Consider the following 24,889-nt stretch of genomic DNA (forward strand, 5'->3'; position numbering starts at 1 on the left):
AATTCTATCGCACTGGCTCTTGAAAACGGGCATCTAACCCCACATAAACAAGCCAATTGTGAAACATTACCGCATACCGAAACAAAAGAATTCTGGAGATAGATTATGGGAAAGATTATTGGTATTGACCTTGGTACAACCAACTCTTGTGTGGCTGTTATGGATGGCGACAAGCCACGGGTCATCGAAAACTCAGAAGGTGACCGCACTACCCCTTCCATCATCGCCTTTATGGATGATGAAGTACTGGTTGGCCAAACTGCTAAACGTCAGGCTGTTACCAACCCGGAAAATACCCTGTACGCGATCAAACGTCTGATCGGACGGCGTTTCAAAGAAGATGCGGTACAGAAAGACATCAAGTTGGTGCCTTACAAAATCGTCGAAGCGGACAATGGCGATGCGTGGGTAGACGTGCGCGGTAGAAAAATGGCTCCGCCAGAAATTTCCGCCCGTGTACTGATGAAAATGAAGAAAACCGCTGAAGACTATCTCGGTGAACCTGTCACTGAAGCGGTCATCACCGTTCCGGCTTACTTCAACGATTCCCAGCGTCAAGCGACCAAAGACGCAGGTAAAATCGCCGGTCTGGAAGTCAAGCGCATCATCAACGAGCCAACCGCTGCGGCACTGGCTTACGGGATGGACAAATCCAAAGGCGATAGCAAAATCGCTGTATACGACTTGGGCGGTGGTACATTTGACGTCTCCATTATCGAAATCGCTGACGTTGATGGTGAAATGCAGTTTGAAGTACTGTCCACCAACGGTGACACTTTCCTCGGTGGTGAAGACTTCGATATGCGTCTGATCGACTATCTGGCAGACGAATTCCGCAAAACCAGCGGTATCGACCTCAAAGGTGATGCACTGGCGATGCAGCGTCTGAAAGATGCCGCTGAAAAAGCCAAGATCGAACTGTCGACCAGCCAACAGTCTGACATCAACTTGCCGTACATTACCGCTGATGCTTCTGGCCCGAAACACTTGAACATCAAAGTGAGCCGCGCCAAGCTGGAATCACTGGTGGATGACCTGATCGAGCGCACTATGGCGCCGTGTAAAATTGCTCTGAAAGATGCTGGCTTGTCCGCAGCCCAGATCAATGACGTGATCATGGTTGGTGGTCAAACCCGTATGCCGAAAGTACAGGAAGCGGTTAAAAACTTCTTCGGTAAAGAGCCACGCAAAGACGTGAACCCTGACGAAGCGGTTGCTGTGGGTGCTGCGATTCAAGGCGGCGTATTGGGCGGCGGCGTAAAAGACATCCTGCTGCTGGACGTTACCCCACTGTCGTTGGGTATTGAAACCCTCGGCGGCGTTATGACCAAGCTGATCCAGAAGAACACCACGATTCCAACCAAGGCATCACAAGTGTTCTCCACAGCAGAAGACAACCAGACCGCTGTTACCGTGCATGTACTGCAAGGCGAACGCGAAATGGCGCGTGACAACAAGTCACTGGGGCGTTTTGACCTGCAAGACATCCCGCCAGCACCACGTGGTATGCCACAGGTTGAAGTCACCTTCGACATCGACGCCAACGGCATCCTGAATGTGGGCGCGAAAGACAAGTCTACTGGGAAGCAGCAAACCATCGTCATCAAGGCTTCTTCTGGTCTGTCTGACAAAGAAGTTGAGCAAATGGTCAAAGATGCTGAAGCTCATGCGGAAGACGACCGCAAGCAACGCGAACTGGTCGATGCACGTAATCAAGCTGACAGCATGATTCACGGCACTGAAAAGTCGTTGAAAGAATACGGCGAGAAAGTGGATAGCGCGACCCGTGCTAACATTGAATCCTTGGTCAGCGAACTGCGTGACGCGATCAAAGGCGACAACAAAGACGTGATCGAGCGCAAGTCCGAAGCGTTGATGGAAGCCTCTGGCAAACTGATGCAAGCAATGGCTGGCGGCGCAGAAGGCGGCGCAGCACCGGGTGCAGATGCTCAACAAGCGGGTGGCGGCAAGCCGGGCGATGACGACATCGTTGATGCCGAGTTTGAAGAAGTAGATGGCAAAAAGTAAGCTCGCCATTCTCTAAAAATACAGGCGCAGCAGGATCTTTCTGCTGTGCCTGCTTGCGTTTAAGTGGGAATTGAATTTATGTCCAAGCGGGATTATTACGAAGTCCTTGGTGTACAAAAGAATGTCAGCGAAGATGACTTGAAAAAGGCATTTCGCCGTTTGGCGATGAAGCACCATCCTGACCGCAACCCTGATAACGCGGAATCCGAAGCCAAGTTCAAAGAAGCGAAAGAGGCTTATGAAATCCTCAACGACCCGCAAAAGCGGGCGGCTTATGATCAGTTTGGTCATGCTGGGGTCGATCAGTCAGGCGGTGGGTTTGGCGGCGGCGGCGGTGGACAGGGTGGCTTCGGTGACGTTTTTGAAGATATTTTCGGCGACATCTTTGGTGGTGGACGCGGTGGTCGGGGCGGTGGTGGCGGTGCAAACCGTGCCTATCGGGGCAGCGACCTGCAATACAATCTGGAGTTGACGCTGGAAGAGGCTGTTTTTGGCTCGACCACCGACATTCGCGTGCCTTCTATGCAGACCTGCGATACTTGTAGTGGTAGTGGTGCCAAACCGGGCACGCATCCGCAAACCTGCCCAACCTGTCACGGCAATGGTCAGGTGCGTATCCAGCAAGGCTTTTTCGCCATCCAGCAAACCTGTCCGCATTGCCACGGCAAGGGCAAAATCATTAGTGACCCTTGCAATGATTGCCACGGGCAAGGCCGCAAGGAAAAGCAGAAAACCCTGTCAGTACGTATTCCAGCGGGTGTCGACAATGGCGACCGGGTACGTTTAGCGGGCGAGGGTGAAGCAGGTGTCAATGGTGGGCCAGCCGGTGATTTATATGTACAGGTTTTCGTTAAGCCCCATGCGCTATTCCAGCGTGAAGGTGACAACCTGCATTGTGAAGTGCCTATCCGTTTCAGCACGGCAGCCTTGGGCGGTGATTTTGAAGTGCCGACCCTTGATGGCAATAAGATGAACCTGAAGGTTCCGGCCGAAACCCAGACGGGTAAGCAATTCCGTTTGCGTGGCAAGGGTGTGAAATCGGTACGCAGTTCCTCAGTCGGTGACCTGATTTGTCGAGTAGTGGTGGAAACGCCTGTTAACTTGACTAAGCGTCAGCGTGAGTTACTCGAGGAGTTGGATGCTTCCATGCATGAAGGCGGCAAGAAACACAGCCCGCAAGAGCACGGTTGGACAGACAAAGCCAAAAGCTTCTTTAAAGATCTGTTTGAGGGTGATAAGTGATGACTAGGATTGCAGTCGTAGGCGCCGGTGGGCGGATGGGCAAGGCGCTGATTGAAGCTTGTGCCCAAACAGAAGGGCTGGAACTGTCAGTGGCGACGGAACACCCCGCCAGCTCTTTGATAGGCGCTGATGCAGGCGAAGTTGCTGGTATTGGCAAAAGTGGCGTCATCATTTCTCCAACACTGGATGAGGCTGCCAACGATTTCGATGTCTTGATCGACTTTACCCGCCCCGAACCTTGTTTGCTGCACCTCAACTGGTGCGTGGCCAAGGGCAAGAAAATCGTGATTGGTACGACCGGCTTTGACGACAACGGCAAGGCCGCGATTGCCAAGGCTGCCGAGCAAATTGCGGTGGTCTTTGCGCCCAATATGAGCGTTGGCGTTAACCTGTGCCTGAAGCTGCTGGATATGGCAGCGCGGGTACTGGGCGATACGGTGGATATTGAAATCACTGAAGCACACCATCGTCATAAGATTGATGCGCCTTCCGGCACGGCGTTACGCATGGGTGAAGTGGTGGCCGAGGCTTTGGGGCGTGACTTGAAAGAATGCGCTGTCTACGGGCGTGAAGGCGTGACTGGCGAACGTGACCGCAAGACGATTGGTTTTGCCACGGTGCGTGCCGGTGATGTGGTCGGCGATCATACGGTGCTGTTTGCTGATATTGGCGAACGGGTGGAAATTACTCATAAGGCTTCCAGCCGTATGACCTTTGCGAAAGGTGCGGTACGTGCTGCGGGTTGGTTGGGTGACAAGCCATCCGGTCTGTTTGATATGCAGGATGTGTTGGGATTTAAGTGATGCAAACGACGCCTGTACGCCTGTGGGATTTGCCGACACGTTTGTTCCACTGGTCATTGGTCGCTGGCATTGGTTTCTCGTGGTTTTGCGCAGAAACGGGTGGCAACTGGATGGTGTGGCACGAGCGTAGTGGGGTTTTCCTGCTGTCTTTGGTGTTGTTCCGTGTGGTGTGGGGGGTTATTGGTAGCGATACTGCGCGATTTTCCCGTTTTATGACGTCGCCACGCCATGCTTTCCAGCATTTACGTGAACTAATGGGGCAGGGTACGGCATTTCATGCAGGACATAACCCTTTAGGTGCATGGATGGTGGTGGCCTTGTTGTTGATAGTGGTGTTTCAGGGCGTAACAGGCTTGTTCGCGACGGACGACATCATGACCGAAGGGCCGTTGATCGGTTTGGTGTCAGGCAGTACGGCTGAAACGCTGACCACTATCCATCATTTAACCTTTAATATCATTCTGTTGCTGGTGGCTGTTCATGTTGCGGCGGTGTTGTATTATCGCGTGGTGAAGCGCACCAATTTGATTAAGGCGATGGTGGTCGGGCAGGCTGATTGGCCTGTTACGCAATCACCGCCGCCTGCATTGGCTTTCAAGCCTGCATGGTTGGGGTTGGTGGTGTTCGCGGTGATTTACGCGGGTGTGTATTTTGGGATTAAATTTCTGGCGGGTTGATTGCGTTTATCTTGATACAGATCATTAGCGTTTAATTATATACTGAATAAAATGCTCTCCATTAAATATGGCATGACTTCTGCGTGATGTTCTCACGGGGAAGGGAGAGTGAAATGAATGTTGAAGCAGTGTTTGGGCAACTCAGTACCGGAGAAATCTCCGCCATCATCGGGCTAGCCGTGGGTTTGACCTTCGGCGTTTTCGCTCAGCAAAGCCGTTTTTGTTTGCGTGCCGCCTGTGTGGAATTCTGGCGCGGGCAGACCGGCAAGAAATTTGCTATTTGGTTGCTGGCTTTTGGTGCGGCCATGATTGGCACGCAATATTTTATCGAGACGGGTGCGATTGATACCGGGCAAATTCGGCAGTTGACGAATGCCGGGTCAATGTCAGGGGCAATTGTGGGTGGCTTGCTGTTTGGTGGTGGCATGGTGTTGGCCGGTGGCTGCGCTAGTCGCTTACTGGTGTTATCCGCGACGGGTAATATGCGCACCATGGTCGCTGGGCTGGTGGTTACTATTGTTGCTCAGGCATCGTTGCGCGGTGGCTTGTCGCCGTTACGTGAAAATATTTCTTCGTGGTGGATGGTGGATGGCAGTGCGCGTGGTTTTGCACACTGGCTACCGCCACACGGTGGTTTGATGCTGGGTGTTGCTTTCCTGCTGTTTGCCCTGTGGTTCGCGAAGCGTCATGAGGTGAATAAATGGTGGGGCTTTGCTGCCATTATTACGGGCTTCAGTATTGCGCTGGGCTGGTTGCTGACCAGTTGGCATGCGGCTAATTCGTTCGATATTGTGACGGTCAAAAGCGTCAGTTTTACTGGGCCTTCTGCGGATACCTTGATGGGGTTGATCAATCAACCTGATCTGCCACTGAGTTTTGATGTCGGCCTTATTCCGGGCGTATTTCTCGGTTCTTTGGTGGCGGCATTGGTGACTCGTGAATTCAAGTGGCAGCAGTTTACGCAGGAGAGTGGTTTTTCCCGGTTTTTCATTGGTGCGGTGCTGATGGGCTTCGGCAGTATGTTGGCGGGTGGTTGCGCAGTAGGGGCTGGTGTAACCGGCGGTGCGGTACTGGTCATTACGGCTTGGGTAGCGCTGTTCAGTATGTGGATCGGCGCGGGTATTGCGGATTGGCTGGTAGACAGGAAGGCCGATGAAGCCAAAGCGGCAAGGGTGTCTACCAATGCCGCTATCGAAAGCATACCTCTGTTTGCCAAAGCACCGGTGTTGGTGCAGGTGGCAAACTAAGAGGCAGGAATCGGGAAGCGTTTAGTCTTCCTTGTATTCCTTGTGGCAGGCTTTGCAGGACTCACCTACTTTGCCAAATTGTGGCTTGATGGCTGCCATGTCGCCACCTTTGGCAACTTCAGCCAATGTTGCCGCTTCTACTTGGAAGGTTTCCATTTTCTTTTTGAAGTCTTCCGCATTCAATTCAATGTCAGCTTTGGCTTCAGTTTCGCCACTGTAGCTGCCTGCAACGAAGCCATTGATTGGGAATTTGCTTAATGCTGCGACGGCTTCGGCATTCTTAGTAAATTCTGCGGCATTGAATTCGACATCACCTTTGACCATAGCAGCCATTGGGCCGAAGTGGTGTTTGATCATGGTGAAAGCGCCTTGACGGTAGCTAATCGCCTGTTCTTCCGGTGATTTTTCTTCATCTGCCATTGCGCTGGATGCAGCAGTAAAGCTGGCGGTTGCCAGTACGATAGTCAGTAGTTGTTGAAAACGGTTCATGCTAGTTAGCTCCTTGTTAGTGAAGTTTGTAATTCTCGCAGCTTTTTACGTGCTAGTTCAATAAAAGCGTATGCAGGCGAGTAATAGTTGTAAATTGGAACTTTTTGACCATTAAAAGTGCGCTTGAAGCGATTGATGCCTTGCATGATCGGGTCGTCAGTATTTTCTACGTATCCCCCCCAGTCGTAAGTATGAAAGCCTGCTTGTTTGAAATAGCGCATTCCTTGCCAATGCAGGCAGCGATTAGCAAAACCCATCGCACGCCGCATGTCGGTATCATGGTGATAGGCTTGTGAGCTGGCTGATATGAGTAAGTTGGTGCAGCGGCTGGTAGCGGAGTATAAATAGAAGTGACAAATAATCGGTTTGCCTGCGTGATCAATGCTGAAAATACGGTAGTTTTCTTGCCCCATGTTAATAGCATCTGCTTTTGTAAATAGAGATAAGCCGCGTGTCTGTGCAAATGCATTGTATAAGGGAATGAAGTGTTCCAGCGGGGTATTCAAGTTAAGGGTAAAACATTGTTCTTGCTCGCAGCGGCGGATCTGATTTCGGGTATCTTTGGGGAAATTTTGGAAAATACTGGTTTCATCAGGGGTTAGATCAGTCAATAGTGTGTGGCGATATTCTGTGCTAAACAGATAGGGCTTTTCCGGGGTATAGCAATCCATGTAGGCCGTGGGAAGGAGTAAATCTAGCCAGCTTGATCGCTGTGGTGTGGCAAAGTAATACTTCTGAATGGGAATGCCATAATGTTTATTCTTGACTTTCATAGCTTCTGTTGATTAGTGATTTTTCAGGTATTCTAAACGGCTACTAAGGATTTTCGTGCTGAAAATTGATGAATGGACGCTTTTTGCCTTTCTGTCATGTATTAGTGTTTGTTAATGTTGTAATATTCGGAGCCTTCATTAAGGTTTTCAGGATGTAGTCGTCGATGAAACAATTTTTCCTCCCCTTTCTAGTTTGGTTTGGGATGATTAATCGCCAGACACTTAAAGCAGATTTCTTTGCAGGATTAACTGGAGCTGTGGTGGTATTGCCACAAGGCGTTGCGTTTGCTGCTATTGCCGGGTTGCCGCCAGAATACGGTTTGTATACTGCGATGGTGACGCCGATCATCGCTGGATTATTTGGATCCTCGTTACACCTTATCTCTGGCCCGACCACCGCTATTTCATTGGTGGTTTTCTCTACTATTAGCCGTTATGCAGAACCAGGGTCAGCTGAGTTTATTCAGATGGTGCTGACTTTGACCTTCCTTGCGGGGGTATATCAGTTGGTATTCGGCCTGATGCGCATGGGGATGCTGGTTAACTTTGTTTCACATACCGTGGTGATTGGTTTTACCGCTGGAGCCGCCATCCTGATTGCGACGAGTCAGATGAAATACGTGTTGGGCATTCCTATCCCTAAGGGCGAGTCTTTCATGCATACTTGGATTGATGTTGCGTATGGAATCGGCGAGATAAACGTTTACATCCTTTCGGTAGCTGTCTTTACGATGTTATCCGCTTTATTGATGAAACGTTATTTTCCAAGAATGCCGCACTTATTATTTGGGATGGTAATGGGAAGTGCTGCCAGTTTTGTTGTGGGTGGTGAAGCGCACGGACTCAAGTACATTGGTGAAATTCCGGGACATTTGCCGCCTTTTTCTGTGCCAGAATTATCCTTTGCAGCATTACGTGAACTGGCATCTGGAGCATTTGCGGTGGCATTGCTGGGTTTAATCGAAGCCGTGTCAATTGCTCGCTCGATTGCTACTAAATCCCAGCAGCGACTGGATGGTAATCAGGAGTTTGTTGGTCAGGGCTTATCGAATATTGTTGGTAGCTTTTTCTCCAGTTATGCGGGTTCTGGGTCGTTTACCCGTTCAGGTATCAATTATTCAGCGGGTGGGCAAACACCATTAGCAGCCGTATTTGCGGCGATTTTGCTGGCACTCATTGTGTTGCTGGTTGCGCCTTATGCTACTTACCTGCCTGTGGCTGCGATGGGGGGAATTATCCTGTTGGTAGCGTACAACCTGATCGATATGCACCATATCAAGCACATTATTGAGAGTAGTCGTTCCGAAACCTCAATTTTGGCGACAACGTTTTTCGCGACCTTGTTTATGGAGCTGGAGTTCGCCATTTACATGGGTGTTATCTTGTCCTTGATGATTTTCCTTATGCGCACATCCATGCCCAGTATTGTCAGTTTGGCGCCTAACCCTGAAGAAGTTCACCATAAGCTCGCTGAAGTTGCTGAATATAACCTGAAAGAATGTCCCCAGTTGAAAATGATACGGATTGATATGTCGATCTATTTCGGCTCACTGGATAAGGTACAGCGTGAATTGGGTAAAATTGTAGAAAAACAGCATATTAAACATATCTTAATCATTGGTGAAAGTATCAACTTCATCGATCTTGCGGGTGCAGAAATGTTGGTGCAGGAAGCCAAACGTTTCAAGTCTTTGGGAGGTGGTTTGTACCTGCAAGGCGCAAAAGGTAAAGTTTATGACTTTATGGATCGTATCGACTTTTTGGCTGATTTTGGTGAAGGCAATGTCTTTGGTAGTAAGGAAGCAGCGATCAAATCCCTGAGTAGGCGTTTAGATCGCGATATTTGCGCCCAGTGCCACAAACGTATTTTTCGTGAATGTGCGGGTTTGCCGAGTCCGAAGACTTGAGGACTTGCGTAAACTAAGGCTGTACTGTCTAAAGGGGCGGGTGTATAATTCGCCCCTTTTTAGCAACCTTAAATCTGGAGCCTAGGCGAATATGTCTCTGAGTGCAGAAGTAAAGGCTGGTGTTGTTGCACAATACCGCCAATCAGACACAGATACCGGGTCCCCGGAAGTGCAAGTTGCGCTGTTAACAGCGCGAATTCAGCATCTGACGGACCATTTTGCAAACCACAAGCATGACCACCATTCCCGTCGCGGATTGTTGGCAATGGTTAGCCAGCGTCGTAAGCTGCTGGATTACCTCAAGCGCAAGGATCTGGGCCGTTATCAAGCCCTGATTTCTAGCTTGGGTCTGCGCCGCTAAGTAGGTGCAGCACGACAAAACACCGCCTTTGTGCGGTGTTTTGTTATCTACTCACTCATCGTTTACTATCATTTGTCACGCAGGAAGGTTGTTGAAAAGGCTTTGTACAACCCACCGAATCTTTTTCAACAGCCTGCCCGTGACACCTCTCTCCCTATAAAATCGCTCAAAAGGACATCCCAACGTCATGGCAAAAATCACCAAGACTTTCCAATACGGTAATAATACCGTCACTATCGAAACTGGCGAAATCGCCAAGCAAGCTACCGCCGCCGTCATGATTACCATGGACGACACCAGTGTTCTAGTTACCGTCGTTGGCAGCAAAGAAACCGTTCCGGGTCGTGATTTCTTCCCCATGACGGTGGATTATCAAGAAAAATTCTACGCAGCAGGCCGCATTCCTGGTGGTTTCTTCAAGCGCGAAGCGCGTGCCACTGAAGATGAAACATTGGTTGCCCGTCTGATCGACCGCCCTTTGCGCCCACTGTTCCCAGAAGGCTTCACGCACGAAGTGCAATTGATTGCGACGGTGGTTTCCATGAACCCGGCGGTCAGCGCTGATATTCCAGCATTGCTGGGTGCTTCTGCGGTGATGGCGTTGTCTGGTATGCCATTCCAAGGCCCTATCGGTGCAGCACGGGTTGGCTACTGTGATGGTGGCTATTTGCTTAACCCATCCAAAGAAGAGCTGCTCACGTCTGATTTGGATCTGGTGATTGCGGGTACTGAATCTGCGGTGCTGATGGTTGAATCTGAAGCGAAAGAGCTGAGCGAAGAGGTGATGCTGGGCGCGGTCATGTTCGGTCACGAACAAATGCAAGTTGCTATCAATGCTATTAAAGAACTGGCGGCAGAAGTCGCCACTCCGGCGTGGGACTGGTCTGCTCCTGTCACGAACGTTGCATTGGCAGATGCGGTTGAAGCGGCTTGTTCTGCTGATCTGGTTGAAGCTTTCCAGATTGCTGACAAGCAAGCGCGTTATGCCCGTATTCATGAAGTGCAGAGTGCACTGGTTGAAAAGCTGGCAGCGAAAGAAGGCGCAGAAGGTTTCAGCGCTGACGAGATCAAAGGCGAATTCAAAAACGCTGAGAAGAAAGTCGTGCGCGGTACTATCCTTGATGGTAAGCCACGTATTGATGGCCGTGCCCTTGACGCAGTACGTCAAATTACTGTTCGCGTTGGCGTATTGCCACGTGCACACGGTTCCGCACTGTTCACCCGTGGTGAAACACAGGCACTGGTTGTCACCACGCTGGGTACAGAACGTGATGCACAGGTCATTGACGCGATTACGGGTGAATACAAGGATAACTTCCTGTTCAACTACAACTTCCCGCCGTACAGCGTAGGCGAAACCGGGCGTTTTGGTTCACCGAAGCGTCGTGAAATCGGTCATGGTCGTTTGGCTAAACGTGGTGTGAAGGCGATGGTGCCAAGCACTGACGATTTCCCTTACACCATCCGTTGCGTGTCTGAAATCACTGAATCCAATGGTTCCAGCTCCATGGCGAGTGTGTGCGGCAGTTCATTGGCAATGATGGATGCAGGCGTACCGTTGAAAGCACCGGTTGCGGGTATCGCGATGGGTCTGATCAAGGAAGGCGAGCGCTTTGCTGTTCTGTCCGACATCCTTGGTGATGAAGATCACCTCGGTGATATGGACTTTAAAGTAGCCGGTTCTTCCGACGGTATTACCGCGCTGCAAATGGACATCAAGATCACGGGTATTACCAAGGACATCATGCAGCAAGCTCTGGTACAAGCCAAAGCAGGCCGTTTGTATATCCTCGGTGAAATGGCTAAAGGTCTGGAAGCGCCACGTGACGAAGTGTCCGAATTTGCACCACGTTACGTCACCATGAAGATCAACCCGGACAAAATCCGCGAAGTTATCGGTAAAGGTGGCGAAACCATCCGTGGCATTACTGCTGCAACGGGCGCAAGTGTTGACATCAATGACGAAGGTTTCATCAAAATCGCAGCCATTGACGCGAAAGCAGCCTATGAAGCGCGTAGCATGATCGAGGCGATCACTGCTGAAGTCGAGCTGGACAAAGTTTACACGGGTAAAGTGGTGCGTTTGATGGACTTCGGTGCATTCGTGACCATCCTGCCGGGTAAAGACGGTCTGTTGCACATTTCCCAGATCAGCAATGACCGTGTGGAAAAAGTTACGGATTTCGTGAATGAAGGCGATATCGTCAAAGTTAAAGTCATCGAAATCGACCGTCAGGGTCGGATGCGTTTGAGCATGAAAGCAGTGGGCGAAGGCGAGTAAGCTTTCCTCCTTCTTTGATACCAAACAAAAGACCCTGAGGGGTCTTTTGTTTTTGGTGTCGACAAAAGATTCCCTGTATACTTTTATCCGCACATTAAGCGTGCAGATAAGCGCGTAATGTCGACAATGTGAACCATATCAGGTTGACCTTAGCCATAAAAAACCCTATAATGTCGACAATTCATAAGATCATCAAAGGAAGCATCTAATCAGGTGCTGATTGAGACAATACCAAGAGAGGATGTGTGCAGATGAGCAGTGAGATTCTGACCCCGGTACTACCGGAATCCGTCGCTGATGCTACCGTGGTGACATGGAGCAAGCAGGTCGGTGATAGCGTCAAGCAGGACGAAGTTCTGGTTGAAATTGAAACCGATAAAGTAGTATTGGAAGTGCCTGCTCCTGCTGATGGCGTCCTCACTGAAATTGTCCAACAAGCCGGAGCAACTGTCATCAGCAGCCAATTGCTGGGTCGTATGACAGTAGGTGCAGTAGCCGCCGCTCCTAAAGCCGCCGAAGCAGCACCTGCTGCTGCCGCTCCAGCCGCTAATGCTGAACCTCAAACAGCTCCCGCTGCCCGCAAGCTGATGGCTGAAAATAATCTTTCTGCTGCCGATGTTGAAGGTTCCGGCAAGCAAGGCCGCATCCTCAAGGAAGACGTACAAGCTGCGGTTGCCAGCAAACCTGCTGCTGCGCCAGCCACTGTTGCTAGTGCACCTGCGCCAACGGTTGCTGTTGCCGCTTCTGGTGCTCGTATGGAACAGCGCGTCCCTATGACCCGCCTGCGTGCCCGCATCGCCGAACGTCTGATGTACGCCAAGCAATCCACCGCGATGTTGACTACCTTCAACGAAATCGACATGAAGCCGTTGATGGATATGCGTGCCGAATACAAAGACGCCTTCGAGAAAAAACACAAAGCGAAATTGGGCTTTATGTCCCTGTTCGTCAAAGCGGCCGCTGTAGCGCTGCAACGCTTCCCTGAAGTCAATGCCTCCATTGATGGCAATGACATTGTTTACCACGGCTTCTGCGATATTGGGATTGCCGTGTCATCTGATCGCGGTTTGGTCGTGCCTATCCTGCGCAACACCGAAAACATGGGTCTGGCAGACATCGAATCCGGCATTGCCGGGTACGCAGCCAAAGCCCGTGAAGGCAAGCTGGATATGGGCGACCTGACTGGTGGTACGTTCACTATAACCAACGGGGGCGTTTTTGGGTCGTTGCTATCAACCCCAATTCTCAACCCTCCTCAAAGCGCGATCCTGGGGATGCACTCGATCCAGAAGCGCCCTGTCGTTGTCAATGATCAGATTGTTATTCGCCCGATGATGTATGTGGCTCTGTCGTATGACCACCGCATCGTTGACGGTCAAGGTGCTGTTACCTTCCTGAAAACTATCAAGGAATTGGTCGAAAACCCGGTTCGCTTGGTATTGGATGTTTGAGGTAACACGTCATGACTGATAAATATGATGTCATCGTCATCGGGGCAGGCCCCGGTGGCTACGTGGCAGCCATTCGCTGCGCCCAGCTCGGCCTGAAAACCGCGTGTGTGGAAGAGTGGATCAACAAACAGCAAAAGCCAGCCTTGGGCGGCACTTGCCTGAATGTCGGTTGTATTCCTTCCAAAGCCTTGCTGGAAAGCTCCGAGCGTTTTGAGGAAATCGCCAAACACAATGCTGATCATGGCATTACGGTTGACGGTTTGCAGATTGACGTTGCCAAAATGGTTGCCCGCAAGGATAAAATCGTCAACCAATTGACGGGGGGCATTGAGCAATTGTTCAAGGCCAACGGCATCACTTGGTTGCAAGGCCGTGGCAAGTTGCTGGCAGGCAAGCAAGTAGAAGTCACTGCGCATGATGGCACGGTTGCGACTCACGCTGCTGACAACGTGATCATTGCGGTTGGTTCTACCCCGATTGAACTGCCGATTGCCAAATGGCTGGATACGCGCATTGTCGATTCTGCGGGTGCGTTGGATTGGGAAACCGTTCCTGAAAAACTCGGCGTGATCGGCGCAGGTGTTATCGGTCTGGAAATGGGCAGCGTCTGGCGTCGCCTCGGCTCTGAAGTGGTTGTCATCGAAGCGATGGACGATTTCCTCGGCGCGGCTGACCGTGATGTGGCCAAATCAGCGCAAATGCAATTCAAGAAGCAGGGACTGGACATCCGCCTCAGCTCGAAAGTTGCTAAGGTTGAAGCAGGCGATAACGGCATCACCGTGACCTACAACGACCCTAAAGGCGAGCAAACCTTGCTGGTTGACCGTTTGATCGTTGCCGTCGGGCGCAAGTCCAACACGGCGGGTGTTCTGGCTGATGATTGTGGCGTGCAACTCGATGAGCGTGGGCGCGTAGTGATTGACGGCCACCTGCAAACAGCCGTACCGGGCGTGTACGCCATCGGTGACTGCGTGGTTGGCCCGATGCTTGCACACAAAGCCTCGGAAGAGGGTGTGCTGGTTGCCGAACAGATCGTAGGCCAAAAGCCACATATCAACTATGACGCTATTCCGTGGGTTATTTATACTCACCCGGAAATTGCGTGGGTAGGCAAAACCGAAGCCGAACTCAAAGCGGCAGGTGTTGAATACAACGTTGGCAGCTTCCCGTTTGCTGCTAATGGTCGCGCTAAAGCGATGGATCAAGCTGATGGTCTGGTGAAAGTACTGGCAGATGCCAACACTGACCGGATTCTAGGCGTGCATTTTGTTGGGCCATTGGCCTCTGAACTGGTGGGACAAGCCGTGATTGCGATCGAAACCGAATGTTCGGCGGAAGATCTTGCACGCATGACCTTTGCTCACCCCACTGTTTCAGAAGCGATTCACGAAGCCATGTTGGCAGTAGATGGGCGGGCACTTCATGCCGTTGGCAAAAAGCGTAAGTAAGCCATCTTTCTAATAGAATACGCTTAACGCCACGGTCTGCTGTATGCAGATACGTGGCGTTTGTACGAATATAACCCGCGTTTTAGCGGTGAATTACCAAAGGAACTGAGGATGAATCTACACGAATATCAGGCCAAATCTGTATTTAGCCAATACGGGATGCCTGTGCCTAATGGCAAAGTTGCGTCTACTGCGGCTGAAGCAGAAGCAGCGGCAGCCTCGTTGTCGACAGCGACTGTTGTCGTTAAGGCGCAAGTCCATGCTGGTGGTCGCGGTAAAGCAGGTGGCGTGAAACTGGTTAAGACACCAGCAGAAGCCGGTACGTTTGCTGCTAGCCTGTTAGGCACAAATTTGGTGACTTACCAAACTGACAAAAACGGTCAGCCGGTAAATACCATTCTGGTGGAAGAAACGTGCAATATCGCCCGTGAACTGTACCTCGGTGCTGTTCTCGATCGTGCTACACGTCGTATCGTCATCATGGCTTCTACTGAAGGTGGCATGGAAATCGAAACGGTTGCCCATGAAACCCCAGAAAAAATCCTTAAAGCAATGGTTGATCCATTGGTCGGTGTGATGCCTTACCAAGGGCGCGATCTGGCGTTTGGTTTGGGTCTGGAAGGCGCACAAATTGGACAATTCACCAAATTGCTGGTCGGCTTGGGCAAAATGTTCAAGGAAAAAGACCTGTCTTTGGTAGAAATCAATCCATTGGTCGTAACGGCTGAAGGCAACTTGCTGTGTCTCGATGGCAAAGTAAATGTGGACAGCAATGCTCTTTACCGTCAGCCAGCCTTGGTCGCAATGCGTGACAAATCCCAAGAAGATGCGCGTGAAATCGAAGCAGACGAATGGGAACTGAACTACGTTGCACTCGAAGGCAATATCGGCTGCATGGTTAACGGCGCAGGCTTGGCAATGGCGACTATGGACATCATCAAGCTGTCCGGTGGTCAACCTGCCAACTTCCTCGACGTGGGCGGTGGCGCAACGGCTGAACGCGTCGCGGCAGCTTTCAAAATCATTCTGTCAGACTCTGCTGTTAAAGGCATTCTGATCAATATCTTCGGCGGTATCGTGCGTTGCGACCTGATTGCTGAAGGGATTATCAAAGCGGTTCAAGAAGTGAATGTTTCTGTCCCTGTTGTAGTGCGTTTGGAAGGCAATAATGCAGAAAAAGGTGCTGAATTGCTGACTAGTAGTGGCTTGGCTGTGATTGCTGCGAGCGATCTTGGTGATGCTGCCCTGAAAATTGTCGCTGCCGTAGGAGAAGCCGCATGAGCGTATTAATCAATAAAGACACTAAAGTTATTTGCCAAGGTTTCACTGGCAAGCAAGGTACTTTCCATTCCGAACAAGCGATTGCTTACGGCACTAAAATGGTTGGCGGGATCACGCCGGGCAAAGGTGGCACAACGCATTTGGGTTTGCCGGTATTCAATACCGTGCGTGAAGCGGTCGAAGCCACTGGTGCAGAAGCTAGCGTTATTTATGTACCCGCCGCATTTTGCAAAGATTCCATCATTGAAGCGGCCTATGCCGGTATCAAGCTGATCGTGTGCATTACTGAAGGCATTCCGGCGCTGGATATGCTGGATGCTAAAGTCGTGGTCGACAGCCTTGGCGTGCGTCTGATCGGGCCAAACTGCCCTGGTATCATCACACCGGGTGAATGTAAAATCGGCATCATGCCGGGTCACATTCATAAACCAGGTACCGTAGGTATCGTATCACGTTCTGGTACATTGACTTATGAAGCAGTCAAGCAAACCAATGAATGGGGTCAAAGCACTTGTATCGGTATCGGTGGTGACCCTATTCCAGGCACCAGTTTTATCGATGCACTGACTCTATTCCAAGCCGACCCGCAAACGGAAGTGATCCTGATGTGTGGCGAAATCGGTGGTTCAGCAGAGGAAGAAGCAGCTGAGTTCATTAAGGCGCATGTGACTAAGCCAGTGGTTTCCTATATTGCAGGCGTTACTGCACCCAAGGGTAAGCGCATGGGTCACGCTGGTGCGATTATTGCAGGCGGAAAAGGTACTGCGCAGGAAAAGTATGCTGCACTGCAAAACGCGGGTGTGTATACTGTTCAGTCTCCGGCTGAACTAGGGAAGGGTGTTGCCGCTGCTTTCGCCAGCCTGGCCAAGTAAGATTGGATTAGGTCTCTGCTTGCCATAGACTATTGGTTTTCTTATTGATTTTTTGCTTTGGAGTGCCCCATGACCAAACAGACCGTAACCCTTACGGATAACGCCACGGGTAAACAGATTGAACTGGATGTCCTGGAACCCAGTGTGGGTGTCAAAACCATTGACATCCGCAAGCTCTATAAAGAGTTGGGTTATTTCACTTATGACCCCGGTTTTATGTCAACCGCTAGTTGTTCCAGTGAGATCACTTATCTGGATGGTGATGAGGGCACGTTGCTCTATCGTGGTTATCCGATTGCGCAACTGGCAGAACACAGCACCTTTCTGGAAGTGTGCTACCTGTTGTTGAATAAGGCATTGCCAACCAAGACTGAACTGGCAGAGTTTGAGTACATGATTACCCGCCACACCATGTTGCATGATCAGGTGCAGTATTTCTTCCGGGGTTTCCGGCGGGATGCGCATCCGATGGCAACGATGGTTGGGGTGGTCGGTGCTTTGTCAGCGTTTTACCACGATGACATGAATATTCATGACCAAGAACAGCGCAAGCGTTCTGCGCACCGTTTGATTGCGAAAATGCCGACGATTGCAGCATGGAGCTACCGTTATTCGGTTGGTTTGCCATTCGTTTACCCACGTAATGATTTATCCTATGCGGAAGATTTCCTGCATTTGATGTTCTCTGTGCCGACCGAACCGTACAAGGTTGACCCGTTACATGCCAAGGCGTTGGAAGTCATTATGATTTTGCACGCTGATCATGAGCAGAATGCTTCAACATCCACAGTACGTTTGGCAGGCAGTTCGGAAGCGAACCCGTTTGCGGCCGTTGCGGCAGGGATTGCATCTCTGTGGGGGCCTGCGCACGGTGGTGCGAACGAGGCAGTCATTACCATGTTACGTGAAATCGAGAAATCCGGTTTGCCACTGTCACATTGGGTAGATCGTGCCAAAGACAAGAATGACCGCTTCCGTTTGATGGGCTTTGGGCATCGGGTTTACAAGAACTACGACCCACGCGCCAAAATCATCCGTGAGTTGGCCAATGAAATTCTGGATCGTTTGCCAGCCAATGACCCGAACCAGAAGCTGTTCGCGATTGCGCGTGAGCTGGAACAGGTGGCATTGAACGACGAGTATTTCAAGGCACGTAACCTGTACCCGAATGTCGATTTCTATTCCGGTGTTATTTTCCTGAGCATGGGGATTCCAGTCAGTATGTTTACGGTCATGTTCGCGCTGGCTCGTACCATTGGCTGGATTACGCAATGGGATGAAATGATGGGTGATGAAGAGTCACGTATCGGGCGTCCACGTCAGTTGTACGTCGGTGCAACGGCTCGTGACTATGTTCCAGTAGATGAAAGATAAGATTTGTTTGTTCTGAGGAGACTATTGAATGTTGCAAGAATATCGCCAACACGTTGCGGAACGCGCCGCTCAAGGCATTCCACCCAAGCCTCTGGATGCTGCACAAACTGCCGCACTGGTGGATTTGCTGAAGAACCCACCAAAGGGTGAAGAAGCGTTTCTGGTTGACCTACTGGAAAACCGCGTACCTGCGGGTGTGGATGAGGCAGCTTATGTGAAAGCGGGTTTCCTCGCTGCGGTTGCCAGCGGTGAAGTGAAATGCGCACTGATCAGTCAGGTTCGTGCGGTTGAAGTGTTGGGTATGATGCTGGGTGGCTACAATGTGCAGCCATTGATTGCAGCACTCGATAGTGAAGTCACCGCAGCGGTAGCAGCAACAGCGTTGTCACACACCTTGCTAGTGTTTGATGCGTTCCATGATGTGGAAGAAAAAGCCAAAGCGGGCAATGCTGCTGCCAAGCAGGTTATGGCATCGTGGGCGGCGGGTGAATGGTTCACTTCCAAGCCTGAAGTGGCTAAGAAAATCACCGTTACCGTTTTCAAAGTAACCGGCGAAACCAACACTGACGATTTGTCGCCTGCACCGGATGCATGGTCACGCCCTGACATCCCACTCCATGCTAACGCGATGCTGAAAATGGCGCGCGACGGTATCGAGCCAGAAGTGCCCGGTTCCGTTGGCCCGTTGAAGCAGATCGAAGCAATGAAGGCGCAAGGCTTCCCAGTGGCTTACGTCGGTGACGTGGTAGGTACAGGTTCTTCACGTAAATCAGCAACCAACTCCGTGCTGTGGTTCTTTGGCGATGATATGCCGGGGATTCCGAACAAGCGTGTGGGCGGTTACTGTTTTGGTAGCAAAATTGCACCAATCTTCTTCAATACCATGGAAGATTCCGGGTCGCTGCCGATCGAAATGGATGTTGCCCAAATGAACATGGGCGATGTGGTTGATGTGTATCCGTATGAAGGCGTTGCCAAGCGTCACGGTACAGATGAAGTCATTTCCACCTTCGGCCTGAAAACCCAAGTGTTGTTGGACGAAGCCCGTGCGGGTGGTCGTATCAACCTGATTATCGGGCGTGGCTTGACTGCCAAAGCGCGTGAATCACTAGGTCTTCCGCCGGTTGACCTGTTCCGTACCCCTGAGCAGCCTGCTGACACTGGCAAAGGTTTCACGCTGGCACAGAAAATGGTCGGTAAGGCTTGCGGCATGACGGGTGTACGCCCCGGCATGTACTGCGAACCGAAAATGACTACCGTGGGTTCTCAGGATACTACTGGCCCGATGACTCGTGATGAGCTGAAAGATCTGGCTTGTCTGGGTTTCTCGGCGGATCTGGTTATGCAGTCTTTCTGTCATACAGCGGCTTACCCTAAGCCGGTTGACGTAACGACGCATCACACGCTGCCTGATTTCATCATGACCCGTGGCGGTGTTTCTTTGCGCCCTGGTGATGGCATTATCCACTCGTGGTTGAACCGCATGTTGTTGCCAGATACCGTTGGTACCGGTGGTGACTCGCATACCCGTTTCCCGATGGGGATTTCCTTCCCGGCAGGTTCTGGTCTGGTGGCATTTGCGGCGGCGACGGGCGTTATGCCGCTGGATATGCCGGAATCCGTGCTGGTACGTTTCACGGGTAAAATGCAGCCGGGTATTACTCTGCGTGACCTCGTTCATGCCATTCCACACAAAGCGATCCAGATGGGTCTGCTGACCGTGGAAAAGAAAGGCAAGAAGAACGTGTTCAATGGCACCGTTGTTGAAATCGAAGGTCTGGATCACCTGACCGTCGAACAAGCCTTTGAGCTGTCGGATGCGTCTGCGGAACGTTCTGCGGCGGGCTGTACGGTTGCGCTGTCTGAAGCCTCTGTGGCGGAATACCTGCGTTCCAATATCGTCATGCTGAAGTGGATGCTGTCCGAAGGTTACGGCGATGTACGTACCATCGAACGCCGCATTGGCAAGATGGAAGAATGGCTGGCTAACCCAAGCCTGCTGCGTGCGGATGCGGATGCAGAATACGCGGCTGTGATCGAAATCAATATGGATGAGATCAAAGAGCCTATCCTGTGCGCACCGAATGACCCAGATGATGCACGTCTGTTGTCTGAAGTGGCTGGTCGCAAGATTGATGAAGTCTTCATCGGTTCTTGCATGACCAACATCGGTCACTTCCGTGCTGCGGGTAAATTGCTGGATGCTGCCAACACGCAAATCCCCACCCGTATGTGGATTGCACCACCGACCAAGATGGATGCAGCCCAGTTGAGTGACGAAGGTTACTACAACATCTACGGCCGTGCCGGTGCGCGGATGGAAATGCCGGGCTGTTCACTGTGTATGGGTAATCAGGCGCGTATCGCTGAGAAATCCACAGCAGTGTCTACCTCTACGCGTAACTTCCCGAACCGTTTGGGTACAGGCGCTGACGTGTTCCTGGCTTCTGCTGAACTGGCATCCGTGGCTGCGGTCATGGGTAAACTGCCAACAGTTGCCGAGTACATGGAATACGCCAACAAGCTGGATAGCATGTCGGCTGACATCTACCGCTACCTGAACTTCGACAAGATGGAAAGCTACCAACATGCGGCGGCGAAAGTTGTGCCGATTCCGGTAGTTGCTGGGTAATAGTCCCACTTCTCTAAAAAGCCCCGCATTGCGGGGCTTTTTTTTGTATTCAGAATGGTTAGTGCTAGTGTTGGACTAAATCACCAAGGGAGTTGTAGAGATGCTTAACTGGAACGACGTTCTCCGCTTTGCCGACGCGGGTAATCCGACGCCCGACCGCGTTGTCAGGAAATCCGAAGAAGAATGGAAGGCGCAACTGAGCGATGAGCAATACCACGTTACCCGGCGCAAAGGTACCGAGCGCCCGTTCAGTTCAGGCATGTGCAGCCTGTTTGAGCCGGGGCTGTATGGCTGTGTTTGCTGCGGCACTTTACTGTTTGACGCCAACGAAAAATTTGAGTCGGGCACAGGCTGGCCTTCCTTTACCCAGCCGGTCAAGGCTAACGCGATTGCTTACCATGCCGACCGTTCACACGGCATGACACGGGTGGAAACCACTTGCAATACCTGCGGAGCGCATTTGGGTCATGTCTTCCCAGATGGCCCAGCGCCTAGCGGCCTGCGTTACTGCATGAATGCGGTTGCTCTAAAAAAACAGGCGGCGAGTCTGGAAAAAGCCACGTTCGGCGGCGGCTGTTTTTGGTGTACTGAAGCTATTTTCCGTGAACTGGATGGCGTGCATTCCGTGGAAAGTGGTTATAGCGGCGGGGCTGTCGACAACGCCAATTACCGGCAGGTATGCAGTGGTTCCACCGGTCACGCAGAAGTCATCCAGATACTGTTTGACCCAGCTATCATCAGCTACCGGGAACTGCTGGAAATCCACATGCTGACCCATGACCCAACCACGCTAAACCAGCAAGGTGCAGACAGGGGAACCCAGTACCGCAGCATTATTTTTACTCATAATAATGAGCAGCGGCAAATAGCAGAAGACTTGCTGGCATCCCTGAAGGATGGTTTTCGTGACGCCATCGTGACGCAAGTTGCCCCGCTGGAAACCTTCTACAAAGCAGAAGACTACCATCAGGACTATTACAACCTGAATGGTGGCGCGGGCTATTGTCAGGCGGTGATTAGCCCGAAACTGCGCAAATTCCGCGAGAAGTTCAAGGCGAAGCTGGCCTCCTAGCCCTTTAAAAAAGTCCCGCAAAGCGGGGCTTTTTTCTGCTTAATCGTACAGCATAATGTCGCCAATGGATTGCGCCCATTGTCCGAAAGCCGGAACGCTAAACATCTCATCACCAATCGCCCGCAGCATATCAGACACCAGCATCACGCCCATTTCCTTCAACGGGAAAGCTTTCGCGTAGTTGAGGATATGCCCGTAAACCTCTGCCGCTTGCGGTGTACCTTTGGCTCGAATCGCCCGCCCGACCAGTGACGACGCCACCGCGTATTGCAAATCGACTTCCTTGGGCGCTTTGATGTCTTCACCGCGCAAAATCGCATCCAGATCCGGCATTTGGTCAAGGCTGTCGACAAAGGCTTTCAGCTCGATGCCTGCTGCTGGCCCCACACAGGCTTGCAATGTACCCAGCAACAGGGCAGGGGAGTCGCCAAATTTCTGCAAGGCACGGTGGGCAAATTCCCACGAACGCGGCGTCGGGAAAGCGACCGGATTATGCGCGGGGTCAAAGTTAAACAGTTGTTCCGGGCGGAAGCGCAGGAAACCGATAATGCGTTCGTCGATATTATTTTTGTACGCCCACGCTACCCAGTCATCCAGATTCAGGTCGACTTCAAAGTGCGAAAAGCGGTTCGCCAATGGTGCGGGCATGGTGTAGGTCACGCCCCGGTCGCCTTGACGGTTGCCTGCTGCGAAAATCGCCCAGCCATCCGGTACGCGGTAATCGCCCAAGCGCCGGTCAAGGATCAACTGATACGCCGCTGCCGATACGCTGGGCACGGCGGAGGTGATTTCATCCAGAAACAGGATGCCCATCGGCCCGTGACGTTCCTCATCCGGCAGCATGGAGGGGATCGCCCATTCCACCAGTTCCTTGTCGCGGAAAGGGATGCCGCGCAAATCGCTGGGTTCCATCTGTGACAGACGCACGTCAATCACTGGCGTACCGTGGCGCACGCCGACCTGTGCGACGATTTGCGACTTGCCTACGCCCGGCGGCCCCCATAGCATGACTGGGGTATGATGACCTTCTAAAGTACCGAGAAACTCTTTATCGAGGATGGAACTGAGCGATGCTGGGCGCATAGGAAATCCTTATTCTGTCGTCACAAAGCATCCGATAATACGGCTTGCTGACAAAGGTGTGCAAATTGGCGTAAAACCCGCGTATCATTTACCGTTTTCGTCACCTTTAACAAGATCATGGCAAAGACACCCAAAAAGAAAAGTACTCCCGGTCAGAAAACCATTGCCCTGAATAAACAGGCACGCCACGAATTTTACATTGAACAAACCTACGAGGCTGGCATGGTCTTGCAGGGTTGGGAAATCAAAAGCCTGCGCGAAGGGCGGGTGCAACTCAAAGAAAGCTACGTGATTCTGGAAAAGGGTGAAGTGTTCCTGTTTGGCGCACATATCAGCGCTCTGCTATCCGCTTCGACCCACATCATCCCCGAATCCACTCGTACCCGTAAGTTATTGCTGCACGGCAATGAAATTTTCAAAATCAACGTCGCGGTTGACCGCAAAGGCTATGCTGTTGTGCCATTGGCGATGTATTGGAAAAATAACCGCGTCAAACTCGAAATCGGCTTGGGTAAGGGTAAACAACAACACGACAAACGCGATACTGAGAAAGCCCGCGATTGGGGTCGTGAAAAAGATCGCATCATGAAGCGTCATTAATGACGCTATTAATCTAGCATAGTAATATCAGGAAACTTTGACTAAGCTCAAAGAACTCAGATAAATCAAGGAGAAAGATAGATGAAATCAACGTTACTTGCATTGAGTGTTGCCATGGCTGTTGGCCTTGGCGTTTCCGCTTGTGGTGAGAAAAAAACCGAAGCGGCTGCCGGTGAGAATGGTGCTGTTACGGTCAAAATTGGCCAGTCTTCTCCGCTGACAGGCCCACAGGCTCATATCGGTAAGGATAACGACAATGGTGTGCGCTTAGCGATTGATGAAATCAACGCCAGTAAACCTGTGATCGACGGCAAACCCGTTACCTTTGAAGTGATGAGCGAAGACGATCAGGCTGACCCGAAAACGGCCACCATCGTGGCTCAGCGCATGATTGATGAAGGCATCGTCGGTGTCATCGGGCATTTGAACTCTGGTGCGACTATTCCTGCTTCTAAGGTTTATTCTGACAACAATATCCCGCAAATTTCCCCTTCTGCGACTGCCATCAAATACACTGACCAGGGTTTTAAAACCGCTTTCCGTGTCATGACCAACGATGCACAGCAAGGCAAAGTACTGGGTGCTTACGCGGCGAAGCTGGGCAAGAAAGTGGCGATCATCGACGACCAAACTGCTTACGGGCAAGGTCTGGCCGCTGAAGTTGAGAAAGCTGCCAAGGCGGCTGGTGCAGAAGTGGTTGCGGTAGAACACACCAATGACAAGGCATCTGATTTCACCGCAATCCTCACCTCCATCAAGGGTAAAGCGCCGGATGTGGTGTTCTTCGGTGGTATGGATCCACAAGCCGCACCGATTGCAAAACAAATGCACCAACTCGGCATGACGGCACAATTGCTCGGCGGTGACGGGATGCAAACCCCGAAATTCATCGAATTGGCAGCGGCAGATGCGGAAGGCGCGATTGCTTCCATCCCCGGTTTACCGATTGATAAAATGCCGAAGGGTGCAGATTTCAAGCAAAAGTTTGAAGCCAAATACGGGCAAATCCAGTTGTATTCGCCGTATGCCTATGATGCTGCTTACGTGATGGTGGATGCGATGAAACGCGCCAATTCCACCGATCCTGCCAAATACCTGCCTGAGCTGGGCAAAACCAGTTTTGAAGGTGTAACAGGCAAAATTAGCTTTGATGCTAAGGGCGACCTGACTTCCGGGCCGATTACGCTGTACAAGGTGCAGGCTGGTCAGTGGACAACACTGGAAACCATTCTGCCCCAATAACTTTCACGTATAAGGTACAGCATTTC

20 protein-coding genes are annotated in these 24,889 nt (G+C 51.4%); 17 read left to right on the forward strand and 3 right to left on the reverse strand.

The window, feature by feature from the left end:
• The first annotated feature begins 105 nt into the window (after positions 1–105).
• The 5 genes from dnaK to Q394_RS0102835 all read left to right on the forward strand — a co-directional run bounded on the left by dnaK (position 106) and on the right by Q394_RS0102835 (position 5,997).
• On the forward strand, positions 106–2,028 hold the full coding sequence (gene dnaK, locus Q394_RS0102815; RefSeq protein ID WP_028487940.1) for a molecular chaperone DnaK: 1,923 nt from the start codon (positions 106–108) through the stop codon (positions 2,026–2,028).
• Between the two features lie 78 nt (positions 2,029–2,106).
• On the forward strand, positions 2,107–3,270 hold the full coding sequence (gene dnaJ / locus Q394_RS0102820; RefSeq protein WP_028487941.1) for a molecular chaperone DnaJ: 1,164 nt from the start codon (positions 2,107–2,109) through the stop codon (positions 3,268–3,270).
• Positions 3,270–4,073 (forward strand): 4-hydroxy-tetrahydrodipicolinate reductase, encoded by an 804-nt coding sequence (dapB, locus tag Q394_RS0102825; protein ID WP_028487942.1) that lies wholly within the window; start codon positions 3,270–3,272, stop codon positions 4,071–4,073. Before dnaJ ends, dapB begins: the two co-directional genes overlap by 1 nt.
• Entirely contained in the window at positions 4,073–4,750 is a 678-nt protein-coding gene (locus tag Q394_RS0102830; RefSeq protein WP_028487943.1) for a cytochrome b/b6 domain-containing protein, read from the forward strand. The genes dapB and Q394_RS0102830 overlap by 1 nt, the downstream gene beginning before the upstream one ends.
• Positions 4,751–4,863: 113 nt before the next feature.
• Positions 4,864–5,997 (forward strand): YeeE/YedE family protein, encoded by a 1,134-nt coding sequence (locus Q394_RS0102835; RefSeq protein WP_028487944.1) that lies wholly within the window; start codon positions 4,864–4,866, stop codon positions 5,995–5,997.
• 21 nt (positions 5,998–6,018) lie between these two features.
• Here Q394_RS0102835 and Q394_RS0102840 read toward each other — a convergent pair whose 3' ends face one another.
• Together Q394_RS0102840 and Q394_RS0102845 are read right to left on the reverse strand one after the other, a co-directional pair.
• Complete coding sequence (locus tag Q394_RS0102840) at positions 6,019–6,486, reverse strand: c-type cytochrome (protein WP_028487945.1); 468 nt, start codon at positions 6,484–6,486, stop codon at positions 6,019–6,021.
• A gap of 5 nt (positions 6,487–6,491) precedes the next feature.
• Positions 6,492–7,259: a hypothetical protein gene (locus Q394_RS0102845; RefSeq protein ID WP_038140322.1), complete on the reverse strand. Its 768-nt coding sequence runs from the start codon at positions 7,257–7,259 to the stop codon at positions 6,492–6,494.
• 164 nt (positions 7,260–7,423) lie between these two features.
• Here Q394_RS0102845 and Q394_RS0102850 point away from each other — a divergent pair, with 164 nt between their 5' ends.
• The 10 genes from Q394_RS0102850 (at position 7,424) to Q394_RS0102895 (ending at position 21,938) form a co-directional block, all read left to right on the forward strand.
• On the forward strand, positions 7,424–9,166 hold the full coding sequence (locus Q394_RS0102850; RefSeq protein WP_028487947.1) for a SulP family inorganic anion transporter: 1,743 nt from the start codon (positions 7,424–7,426) through the stop codon (positions 9,164–9,166).
• 91 nt (positions 9,167–9,257) lie between these two features.
• A complete protein-coding gene (gene rpsO / locus Q394_RS0102855; protein ID WP_028487948.1) occupies positions 9,258–9,527 on the forward strand; it encodes a 30S ribosomal protein S15 in 270 nt (89 codons plus the stop codon).
• 187 nt (positions 9,528–9,714) lie between these two features.
• Complete coding sequence (gene pnp, locus Q394_RS0102860; RefSeq protein WP_028487949.1) at positions 9,715–11,808, forward strand: polyribonucleotide nucleotidyltransferase; 2,094 nt, start codon at positions 9,715–9,717, stop codon at positions 11,806–11,808.
• 251 nt (positions 11,809–12,059) lie between these two features.
• Positions 12,060–13,259 carry a 2-oxoglutarate dehydrogenase complex dihydrolipoyllysine-residue succinyltransferase gene (gene odhB, locus Q394_RS0102865; RefSeq protein ID WP_028487950.1) on the forward strand — a complete coding sequence of 400 codons (1,200 nt, stop codon included), beginning with the start codon at positions 12,060–12,062 and terminating at the stop codon, positions 13,257–13,259.
• Between the two features lie 11 nt (positions 13,260–13,270).
• Positions 13,271–14,707, forward strand: a complete 1,437-nt coding sequence (gene lpdA / locus Q394_RS0102870; protein WP_028487951.1) for a dihydrolipoyl dehydrogenase — start codon at positions 13,271–13,273, stop codon at positions 14,705–14,707.
• A gap of 111 nt (positions 14,708–14,818) precedes the next feature.
• Entirely contained in the window at positions 14,819–15,988 is a 1,170-nt protein-coding gene (sucC, locus tag Q394_RS0102875; RefSeq protein WP_028487952.1) for an ADP-forming succinate--CoA ligase subunit beta, read from the forward strand.
• On the forward strand, positions 15,985–16,860 hold the full coding sequence (gene sucD / locus Q394_RS0102880) for a succinate--CoA ligase subunit alpha (protein WP_028487953.1): 876 nt from the start codon (positions 15,985–15,987) through the stop codon (positions 16,858–16,860). Before sucC ends, sucD begins: the two co-directional genes overlap by 4 nt.
• 69 nt (positions 16,861–16,929) lie before the next feature.
• Complete coding sequence (locus Q394_RS0102885) at positions 16,930–18,234, forward strand: citrate synthase (RefSeq protein ID WP_028487954.1); 1,305 nt, start codon at positions 16,930–16,932, stop codon at positions 18,232–18,234.
• 28 nt (positions 18,235–18,262) lie between these two features.
• Positions 18,263–20,866: a bifunctional aconitate hydratase 2/2-methylisocitrate dehydratase gene (gene acnB / locus Q394_RS0102890; RefSeq protein WP_028487955.1), complete on the forward strand. Its 2,604-nt coding sequence runs from the start codon at positions 18,263–18,265 to the stop codon at positions 20,864–20,866.
• 100 nt (positions 20,867–20,966) lie between these two features.
• Positions 20,967–21,938 (forward strand): bifunctional methionine sulfoxide reductase B/A protein, encoded by a 972-nt coding sequence (locus tag Q394_RS0102895; RefSeq protein WP_028487956.1) that lies wholly within the window; start codon positions 20,967–20,969, stop codon positions 21,936–21,938.
• Between the two features lie 39 nt (positions 21,939–21,977).
• Here the strand turns inward: Q394_RS0102895 and Q394_RS0102900 are convergent, their stop codons facing one another.
• On the reverse strand, positions 21,978–23,021 hold the full coding sequence (locus Q394_RS0102900) for an AAA family ATPase (RefSeq protein WP_028487957.1): 1,044 nt from the start codon (positions 23,019–23,021) through the stop codon (positions 21,978–21,980).
• A 117-nt stretch (positions 23,022–23,138) separates the two neighbouring features.
• On the opposite strand from Q394_RS0102900, the gene smpB reads away from it, so the two are divergent.
• Together smpB and Q394_RS0102910 are read left to right on the forward strand one after the other, a co-directional pair.
• The gene (gene smpB, locus Q394_RS0102905; protein WP_028487958.1) at positions 23,139–23,621 is read left to right on the forward strand and encodes an SsrA-binding protein SmpB; all 483 of its coding nucleotides are present in this window, start codon (positions 23,139–23,141) and stop codon (positions 23,619–23,621) included.
• Positions 23,622–23,702: 81 nt separating this feature from the next.
• Positions 23,703–24,863, forward strand: a complete 1,161-nt coding sequence (locus tag Q394_RS0102910; protein ID WP_028487959.1) for a branched-chain amino acid ABC transporter substrate-binding protein — start codon at positions 23,703–23,705, stop codon at positions 24,861–24,863.
• Positions 24,864–24,889: the final 26 nt, after the last annotated feature.

The organism is Thiothrix lacustris DSM 21227, assembly GCF_000621325.1.
Classification (GTDB): Bacteria; Pseudomonadota; Gammaproteobacteria; order Thiotrichales; family Thiotrichaceae; genus Thiothrix; species Thiothrix lacustris.

Bases quoted from the DNA above. Each gene is read 5' to 3' on its own strand.
- dnaK (WP_028487940.1), top strand. From the start codon at position 106: ATGGGAAAGATTATTGGTATTGACCTTGGTACAACCAACTCTTGTGTG.
- dnaJ (WP_028487941.1), top strand. From the start codon at position 2,107: ATGTCCAAGCGGGATTATTACGAAGTCCTTGGTGTACAAAAGAATGTC.
- dapB (WP_028487942.1), top strand. From the start codon at position 3,270: ATGACTAGGATTGCAGTCGTAGGCGCCGGTGGGCGGATGGGCAAGGCG.
- Q394_RS0102830 (WP_028487943.1), top strand. From the start codon at position 4,073: ATGCAAACGACGCCTGTACGCCTGTGGGATTTGCCGACACGTTTGTTC.
- Q394_RS0102835 (WP_028487944.1), top strand. From the start codon at position 4,864: ATGAATGTTGAAGCAGTGTTTGGGCAACTCAGTACCGGAGAAATCTCC.
- Q394_RS0102840 (WP_028487945.1), bottom strand. From the start codon at position 6,486: ATGAACCGTTTTCAACAACTACTGACTATCGTACTGGCAACCGCCAGC.
- Q394_RS0102845 (WP_038140322.1), bottom strand. From the start codon at position 7,259: ATGAAAGTCAAGAATAAACATTATGGCATTCCCATTCAGAAGTATTAC.
- Q394_RS0102850 (WP_028487947.1), top strand. From the start codon at position 7,424: ATGAAACAATTTTTCCTCCCCTTTCTAGTTTGGTTTGGGATGATTAAT.
- rpsO (WP_028487948.1), top strand. From the start codon at position 9,258: ATGTCTCTGAGTGCAGAAGTAAAGGCTGGTGTTGTTGCACAATACCGC.
- pnp (WP_028487949.1), top strand. From the start codon at position 9,715: ATGGCAAAAATCACCAAGACTTTCCAATACGGTAATAATACCGTCACT.
- odhB (WP_028487950.1), top strand. From the start codon at position 12,060: ATGAGCAGTGAGATTCTGACCCCGGTACTACCGGAATCCGTCGCTGAT.
- lpdA (WP_028487951.1), top strand. From the start codon at position 13,271: ATGACTGATAAATATGATGTCATCGTCATCGGGGCAGGCCCCGGTGGC.
- sucC (WP_028487952.1), top strand. From the start codon at position 14,819: ATGAATCTACACGAATATCAGGCCAAATCTGTATTTAGCCAATACGGG.
- sucD (WP_028487953.1), top strand. From the start codon at position 15,985: ATGAGCGTATTAATCAATAAAGACACTAAAGTTATTTGCCAAGGTTTC.
- Q394_RS0102885 (WP_028487954.1), top strand. From the start codon at position 16,930: ATGACCAAACAGACCGTAACCCTTACGGATAACGCCACGGGTAAACAG.
- acnB (WP_028487955.1), top strand. From the start codon at position 18,263: ATGTTGCAAGAATATCGCCAACACGTTGCGGAACGCGCCGCTCAAGGC.
- Q394_RS0102895 (WP_028487956.1), top strand. From the start codon at position 20,967: ATGCTTAACTGGAACGACGTTCTCCGCTTTGCCGACGCGGGTAATCCG.
- Q394_RS0102900 (WP_028487957.1), bottom strand. From the start codon at position 23,021: ATGCGCCCAGCATCGCTCAGTTCCATCCTCGATAAAGAGTTTCTCGGT.
- smpB (WP_028487958.1), top strand. From the start codon at position 23,139: ATGGCAAAGACACCCAAAAAGAAAAGTACTCCCGGTCAGAAAACCATT.
- Q394_RS0102910 (WP_028487959.1), top strand. From the start codon at position 23,703: ATGAAATCAACGTTACTTGCATTGAGTGTTGCCATGGCTGTTGGCCTT.